Raw genomic sequence first — 7,539 nt, forward strand, 5'->3', positions numbered from 1 at the left:
CCCGGGCGTCACGTCGCGCCCGTTCCACCCTTTAATGGAGACCCCATGAATCCCATCGACGAGATGAGGCCCTGATGATTGCGTACATCGGTCGCCGCCTCCTGCAGCTGATCCCCGTGTTCTTCGGCGCGACGCTGCTCATCTACTTCCTCGTCTTCGCCATGCCCGGTGACCCCATCAAGGCACTGTTTGGCGACAAGCCCGTTCCCGAGTCGACCCTCGAGGCCATCCGGGCGCAGTACAACCTCGATAAGCCCTTCATCGTCCAGTACCTGCTCTGGATCAAGGGCATCTTTGTCGGCGACTTCGGCCTGACCTACTCCGGTCGCCCCGTCGCCGACGAGCTGGCCCGCGCCTTCCCGATCACGGCCCGTCTGGCCGTCATCGCCCTCGTGTTCGAGGGCGTCGTCGGCATCGCGATCGGCCTGTACGCCGGTCTGCGCAAGGGCAAGCTCTTCGACTCGGTTGCGCTGTTTATCTCGCTGCTCTTCATCTCGGTGCCCATCTTCGTGATCGGCTTCCTGGTGCAGTACTTCGCTGGCGTGCAATGGGGTTGGATCAAAACAACGGTCTCCGGACAAGCCACCTGGAGCGAGTTGCTCGTCCCAGGTATGGTGCTCGCTGCCACATCTCTGGCCAACATCGTCCGCCTGACGCGCGGCTCGGTTGCCGAAAACATGGGCGCCGACTTCGTGCGCACCGCCAAGGCCAAGGGCCTCAGGCGCGGCCGCGTGGTGCGTGTGCACATCCTGCGCAACTCGCTCATCCCCGTCGTGACCTACCTTGGCGCCGACCTCGGCAGCCTCATGGTGGGCGCGGTCATCACTGAGGGCATCTTCAACATCAAGGGCGTCGGCGGCACGGTCTTCCAGGCCGTCCAGCGAGGCGAGGGCCCCACCGTGGTGTCCTTCGTTGCCGTGATGGTTATCGTCTTCATGCTGGCCAACCTCCTGGTTGACCTGCTTTACGCCGTGCTGGACCCGAGGATTCGTTATGCCAAGTAATCACAAGATTCAGCGCTACGTCGCTCCTGTCGAGGAGACCCCGGTTGCCGCTGTGGATGCCGTCAAGTTTGATGGCAAGGCCTCGAGCGTGTGGGGCGATGCGTGGAAGGACATGCGTAGCCGTTGGCTCACGTGGGCCTGCCTCGCGCTGATCGCCCTGATCGCCGTGGTCGCGCTGTTCCCGCAGCTCTTCACGTCTCAGCTGCCCACCGGGGCTGCCTGCGATATTGCCAACTTCCGCCAGGCCCCCGGGAACGGTCACGTGCTCGGCACGGACGCGCAGGGCTGTGACGTGTACTCGCGCCTCATCTACGGCACGCGTGCCTCGGTGACCGTTGGCCTCGTGGCCACCATCCTTGCCACGCTGGTGGGTTGCGTCATCGGCGCCATCGCCGGCTTCTATGGCGGCTGGCTCGACGCCGTCGTGTCCCGTCTCGGCGACATCTTCTTCGCCATCCCGACCGTGCTGGGTGCCATCGTCGTCATGCAGGTGATGCCGTGGGAGCGCAATGCGCTGACGCTGGCCATCGTGCTGGCTGTCTTCGGCTGGCCGCAGATCGCCCGCATCATGCGCGGCGCGGTGCTCTCCGCCAAGAACGCCGATTACGTCACCGCGTCGATCGCGCTCGGCGTGAGCCGCGCCAAGATCCTGGTCAAGCACGTCGTGCCGAACTCCCTGGCACCCGTCATCGTCATCGCGACGGTGTCCCTCGGCGTCTTCATCGTCTCCGAGGCATCGTTGTCCTTCCTGGGCCTTGGCCTGCCGCTGTCCACGGCCTCGTGGGGCGCGGACATCTCCGCCGGTCGAGCCACGCTGCGCACCGACCCGGCACTGATCTTCTGGCCGTCGCTGGCCCTGGCGCTCACGGTCTTGGCCTTCATGACCCTCGGCGATATCGTCCGCGACGCACTCGATCCGAAAGCGAGGGCCCGTCGATGAGCGAGGGCTTCACCATCACCCCGGATCCCTCCCGCGAGGGGGAGACCCCGCTGCTGCAGGTGCGCGATCTGCAGATCACCTTCAAGACGGTGGGTGGCGAGGTCAACGCCGTGCGCGGCGTGTCCTTCGACCTGTACCAGGGCGAGAACTTGGCCATCGTTGGCGAGTCCGGCTCGGGCAAGTCCACGACCGCCACGGCGATCCTCGACCTGCTGGCCGAGAACGGCCGCGTCTCCGGCGGCTCCGCGCTGTTCAACGGCAAGGACCTGACCAAGCTCTCCCGCAAGGAGATGGAGCACATCCGCGGTCGCGAGATCGGCTATGTGCCCCAGGACCCCATGTCCAACCTGAACCCGGTGTGGAACGTGGGCTTCCAGGTCAAGGAGACCATCGAGGCCAACACATCCCTGCGCGGCAAGGCCGCCAAGGATCGTGTCATCGAGGTGCTCAAGGAGGCGGGCCTGCCGGATCCGGCGAGCCGCCTGCGCCAGTACCCGAACCAGTTCTCCGGCGGCATGCGCCAGCGCGTGCTGATCGGCATCGGCATGTCGGCCCGCCCCAAGCTGCTCGTGGCCGATGAGCCGACCTCGGCCCTGGACGTCACCGTGCAGCGGCGCATCCTGGACCACCTGGGCACCCTGACCCGCGAGCACGGCACCTCGGTGCTGTTCATCACGCACGACCTCGGCCTCGCCGCGGAGCGCGCCGAGAAGCTCGTGGTCATGTACAAGGGTCAGGTCGTCGAGTACGGCGATTCCAAGGAGATCCTGGCCGATCCGCAGCACCCCTACACGAAGCGGCTCGTGGCCGCGGCGCCGAGCCTTGCCTCGCGCCGCATCCAGTCCGCCGTGGAGGGCAAGAGCACGCCCGGCACTGTCGGCGACGCCATCGCCGTGGCGCGCTCCGAGGCCGCGCAATCGGAGGTCGCCACCGAGGCCCCGCTGATCTCCGTGGATAACGTCACGAAGATCTACAACATCAGCCAGGGCGGCTTCCGCAAGACGCAGTTCAAGGCTGCCGACAACGTGAGTTTCCAGATCGCCAAGGGCAAGACCATGGCCATCGTGGGCGAGTCCGGTTCGGGCAAGTCCACGATCGCCAAGCTCTTCCTGAAGCTCGAGGACATCACCTCCGGCACCATGACCTTCGACGGCCGCGATGTGGGCTCCTGGCCCAAGCGCGAGCTACTGGAGTTCCGCCGCCGCGTGCAGCCCGTGTTCCAGGATCCCTACGGCACTCTGGACCCCATGCGTAGCATCGGCGCCTCCATCGCGGAGCCCCTGCAGACGCACGGCATCGGGGACAAGGCCTCCAACCGCAAGACGGTGGCCGAGCTGCTCGAGCAGGTCTCCCTGCCAGCCGACATGGCCAACCGCTACCCGAACGAGCTCTCGGGCGGCCAGCGCCAGCGCGTCGCGATCGCGCGTGCCCTGGCCCTCAAGCCCGAGGTGCTCGTGCTGGACGAGGCAGTGTCCGCGCTCGACGTCCTGGTCCAGGCCCAGGTCCTGCAGCTCCTCGCGGATCTGCAGGCCGAGCTGGACCTGACGTACCTGTTCATCACGCACGACCTCGGCGTCGTGCGCATGGTGGCGGACGACGTCACGGTCATGCGCCAGGGCCAGGTGGTCGAGGCCGCGTCCACGGACGAGGTCTTCGAGAACCCCAAGGAGCAGTACACGATCGACCTCCTCGTGGCGATCCCGGGCGGCAAGTTCGAGTTCGGCAAGTCCGCCTAACTCGCGCTAGCCCGCACAGCACGACCGCGCCGTGCCCACCGCAAGGTGGGCACGGCGCCGTCGTGCTTGGGCCAGGTCTGTGCCCACCCGGACTGGCTGGCCCGCCCGGACCGCCCGGACCGAGCGGAGAGAGTCGTCGCCGCTTCTCGCGCCGCCCGTCGCACTCTCGCATCCCGCACTTTTCGTCGTGTCCCGCACAGACGGCGCGGGACACGACGAAAAGTGCGGGATGCGGCGCGCCAGCGCGCCAGCGGGCCAGCGTCGTTGGCGCTGGCCTGGGGGGCTCACCGGCCCACGTCCCCACAGCACGACGGCGCCGTGCCCACCGGAAGGTGGGCACGGCGCCGTCGTGCGGTGCTCGCCTGGGGCGAGCCGCGGCTCACACGAGCAACAGGGACACCAGGGCCAGAACGGCCAGGGCTCCGAAGAGGCCCCACTCGCGCTTGAGGAAAGTCTTCGTGACCGGGCCGCCGGTCTGCGCGTTGTTGCCGGCGGCGAGGGCGCGATCGCGCTCCACCAGGAGCGATGCGGCGAAGTCGACGCGCGGGCTGCGGTCCTCGGGCACCTCGACGTCCAGCTGCGCCCGGTTGCGCAGGGTGGCGCGGCCGCGGCGCATGGCCGACTGCGGGGCGGCCCAGACGCGGACCGGCTCGCCGCTGCGCGGGACGAGCTCGATGAACATGGTGGTGCGGGTGTCCTTCAACTGCCCCCAGGGGACGCGCACGCTGCTGAGCACATTGCGGACCGTGGCCCCGCCCGCGTCCACGGTCAGCCGGGGCAGCACAAAGACGAGCGCAACGAACGCCGCCACCAGGGCGGTCCAGACCAACACCGTGAGGCCGAGGCCAACGTAGCCGCGGGCGAAGCAGTCGTAGGCCGCGATCAGGCCGATGACGCCGCACAAGCCGGCCCAGACCCAGCCGGAACGATTGGTCGTGATGACCATGGGGGAGGGGGAAGAACTCATGCTTCTATGCTCCCACGGGCCGCGGTGATGCGGCTCACCAGCACACACTGTGCAGTCGCGGTAGAATAAGGGACGGCGCCGTGATTTGCGCGCGCGTCGGGCCGGCCGGAGGCAGTTCAAACCACCGGAGGACCGCCCAGGACGTCACCCCAAGGCGCCGCCCCCTCAATTTATGGAGAAGGACACTACTTCCATGGCCATTGCCTCACGCGAGGACCTCCGCAACGTCGCCATCGTCGCGCACGTTGACCACGGCAAGACCACCCTGGTCGACGCCATGCTCAAGCAGACGGGTGCCTTCTCCGATCACGGCGAGACCGACGATCGCGTCATGGACTCCGGCGAGCTCGAGCGCGAGAAGGGCATCACCATTCTCGCCAAGAACACCACCGTGTTCTACAACGGCCCGTCCGCCAAGGGCCACGACGTGACCATCAACGTCATCGATACCCCGGGCCACGCCGACTTCGGTGGCGAGGTGGAGCGCGGCCTGTCCATGGTGGACGGCGTGGTGCTCCTCGTCGACGCCTCCGAGGGCCCGCTGCCCCAGACCCGCTTCGTGCTACGCAAGGCGCTGGCCGCCAAGAAGCCGGTCATCCTGGTCGTCAACAAGACCGACCGCCCGGACGCCCGCATCGAGGGCGTCATCTCCGACTCCATGGACCTGCTCCTGGGCCTGGCTGGCGACCTCGCCGACGAGGTGCCGGACCTGGACCTGGACTCCGTCCTGGACGTCCCCGTCGTGTTTGCCTCCGGCAAGGCCGGCCGCGCCTCCCGCGAGCAGCCCGCCGACGGCACGCTGCCCGACAACGAGGACCTCGAGCCGCTGTTTGCCGCCATCATGGAGCACGTCCCGGCCCCGACCTACGACACCGACGAGGTCCTGCAGGCCCACGTGACCAACCTGGACGCCTCGCCGTTCCTGGGCCGTCTCGCCCTGCTGCGCATCTACTCGGGCACCCTGAAGAAGGGCCAGCACGTCGCCTGGGCCAAGACCGACGGCTCGCTGCAGAACGTCAAGATCACCGAGCTGCTGGCCACCGAGGGCCTGGCCCGCGTCCCCGCCGAAGAGGCCGGCCCGGGCGAGATCGTCGCCGTCGCCGGCATCGAGAACATCATGATCGGCGAGACCCTCACGGACGCCGACAACCCGAAGCCGCTGCCGCTCATCACGGTCGACGACCCGGCCATCTCCATGACCATCGGCATCAACACCTCCCCGCTGGCCGGCCGCGTCAAGGGCGCCAAGGTCACGGCCCGCCAGGTCAAGGACCGCCTCGACCGCGAGCTCATCGGTAACGTGTCGCTCAAGGTCCTGCCGACCGAGCGCCCGGATGCCTGGGAGGTTCAGGGTCGTGGCGAGCTCGCCCTGGCCATCCTCGTGGAGCAGATGCGCCGCGAGAACTTCGAGCTGACCGTGGGCAAGCCCCAGGTCGTCACGAAGACCGTGGACGGCAAGGTCCACGAGCCGATGGAAGAGATGACCATCGACACCCCCGAGGAGTACCTCGGCGCCATCACGCAGCTCATGGCCGCCCGCAAGGGCCGCATGACCGAGATGACGAACCACGGCTCCGGTTGGATCCGCATGCAGTTCGTGGTCCCGGCGCGTGGCCTCATCGGCTTCCGCACCAAGTTCCTGACGGAGACCCGCGGCGCGGGCATCGCGTCCTCCATCGCAGCCGGCTACGAGCCGTGGGCCGGCCCGATCGAGTACCGCCTCAACGGCTCGATCGTCTCCGACCGCGCCGGTGTCGCCACGCCGTTCGCCATGATCAACCTGCAGGAGCGTTGCTCCTTCTTCGTGAAGCCCACGCAGGAGGTCTACGAGGGCATGATCGTGGGCGAGAACTCGCGCGCCGACGACATGGACGTCAACGTCACCAAGGAGAAGAAGCTCACCAACATGCGCTCCGCCTCCGCGGATAACTTCGAGGGCCTGACCCCGCCGCGCATCCTGACGCTGGAGGAGTCCCTCGAGTTCGCCCGCGAGGACGAGTGCGTCGAGGTCACCCCCGAGGCCATCCGCATCCGCAAGGTGGTCCTGGACGCCAACAGCCGCATGAAGGTCGCGCGTCAGCGCGCCCGCGCCTGAGGCAGCGCTTGAACAACGCGCAGCAGCCCACCCCGCCCGTCATCGGGCCGGGGTGGGCTGCGCCCGTTTCTGAGCCCGAGCCGCCCGCGGCCAAGCCGGTCAAGGGCTGGGTGGCCGTCGTGGTCTCCGTGCTCCTGGGGGCCCTCATGGGGGTCGTTGCCGTGCTGTGGCAGGGCTGGTCCACCGTGCTGACCTCGCCGGCCGTCATCGTGCTCCCGTGGGGAGCCCTCCTGGGCGCGCTGGCCGTGTTCTTCACGGCCGTGGCGTGGGGGCTGCGCGCGGCCCGCCGCTGGGTCCCCGGCGTGATCGGCCTCGTGGCCTTTGCCGTGCTAGCGCTGGTCTCCATGGACCAGCACAACCTGCTGATCGCCCCGATGGACGCGCGCTACTTCCAGGTGGCCCCCGGGGCCGTGTGGTCGGCGTTTGTCGTCACGGGCGGCGTGGTGGTTGCCACGCTCGCCGCGCTGCTCATCGTGGCCAGGCATGTGCCGGCGCCCCGCGCGCAGCGCTAGACAGACACAGCACAGAACGACGGCGGCGTTCCCACCTTGAGGTGGGAACGCCGCCGTCGTTCACGCTGGGCTGCTCTGTGCTCGTCCCCTCCCGCCTTTTTCGTTCACTCCCGCGCAAAACGGGAGGGATTGAACGAAAAAGGCGGGAGGAGGGGGCGAACTAGCTGTATTGCCCCGGCAGGTTAGGTACGTCTTCGGCGGGGCGGGGGTGACATGAGGAAGACCTCCGGGTGAGGTGTGGAGCTATCTAGGAACCAGCTCTCACCACGGAGGTCTTCATGCCCC

General features: G+C 68.0%; 6 protein-coding genes. 5 read left to right on the forward strand and 1 reads right to left on the reverse strand.

Annotated elements, in window-relative coordinates:
• Positions 1-74: 74 nt before the first annotated feature.
• Genes DWB68_RS02530 through DWB68_RS02540 form a run of 3 tightly spaced genes read left to right on the forward strand, consistent with a single transcriptional unit; the run spans position 75 to position 3,680 of the window.
• Entirely contained in the window at positions 75-1,004 is a 930-nt protein-coding gene (locus DWB68_RS02530; RefSeq protein WP_119423562.1) for an ABC transporter permease, read from the forward strand.
• Positions 994-1,944, forward strand: coding sequence for an ABC transporter permease (locus DWB68_RS02535; RefSeq protein WP_119423563.1), 951 nt, complete (start codon positions 994-996; stop codon positions 1,942-1,944). Before DWB68_RS02530 ends, DWB68_RS02535 begins: the two co-directional genes overlap by 11 nt.
• The gene (locus DWB68_RS02540) at positions 1,941-3,680 is read left to right on the forward strand and encodes a dipeptide ABC transporter ATP-binding protein (protein WP_119423564.1); all 1,740 of its coding nucleotides are present in this window, start codon (positions 1,941-1,943) and stop codon (positions 3,678-3,680) included. The genes DWB68_RS02535 and DWB68_RS02540 overlap by 4 nt, the downstream gene beginning before the upstream one ends.
• Before the next feature lie 379 nt (positions 3,681-4,059).
• On the opposite strand, the gene DWB68_RS02545 is transcribed toward DWB68_RS02540, so the two are convergent.
• Positions 4,060-4,647, reverse strand: a complete 588-nt coding sequence (locus tag DWB68_RS02545) for a PH domain-containing protein (RefSeq protein ID WP_119423565.1) — start codon at positions 4,645-4,647, stop codon at positions 4,060-4,062.
• 172 nt (positions 4,648-4,819) lie between these two features.
• Between DWB68_RS02545 and typA the strand changes: the two genes are divergently transcribed.
• The gene (typA, locus tag DWB68_RS02550) at positions 4,820-6,742 is read left to right on the forward strand and encodes a translational GTPase TypA (protein ID WP_119423566.1); all 1,923 of its coding nucleotides are present in this window, start codon (positions 4,820-4,822) and stop codon (positions 6,740-6,742) included.
• Positions 6,743-6,750: 8 nt separating this feature from the next.
• On the forward strand, positions 6,751-7,254 hold the full coding sequence (locus tag DWB68_RS02555; protein ID WP_119423567.1) for a hypothetical protein: 504 nt from the start codon (positions 6,751-6,753) through the stop codon (positions 7,252-7,254).
• Positions 7,255-7,539: the final 285 nt, after the last annotated feature.

The sequence above is a fragment of the Galactobacter valiniphilus genome, assembly GCF_003575975.1.
Taxonomy (GTDB): Bacteria; Actinomycetota; Actinomycetes; order Actinomycetales; family Micrococcaceae; genus Galactobacter; species Galactobacter valiniphilus.

What these genes read in the sequence shown, in the direction of transcription:
- DWB68_RS02535 (WP_119423563.1), top strand. Translation starts at nt 994, where the DNA reads ATGCCAAGTAATCACAAGATTCAGCGCTACGTCGCTCCTGTCGAGGAG.
- DWB68_RS02545 (WP_119423565.1), bottom strand. Translation starts at nt 4,647, where the DNA reads ATGAGTTCTTCCCCCTCCCCCATGGTCATCACGACCAATCGTTCCGGC.
- DWB68_RS02530 (WP_119423562.1), top strand. Translation starts at nt 75, where the DNA reads ATGATTGCGTACATCGGTCGCCGCCTCCTGCAGCTGATCCCCGTGTTC.
- DWB68_RS02540 (WP_119423564.1), top strand. Translation starts at nt 1,941, where the DNA reads ATGAGCGAGGGCTTCACCATCACCCCGGATCCCTCCCGCGAGGGGGAG.
- typA (WP_119423566.1), top strand. Translation starts at nt 4,820, where the DNA reads ATGGAGAAGGACACTACTTCCATGGCCATTGCCTCACGCGAGGACCTC.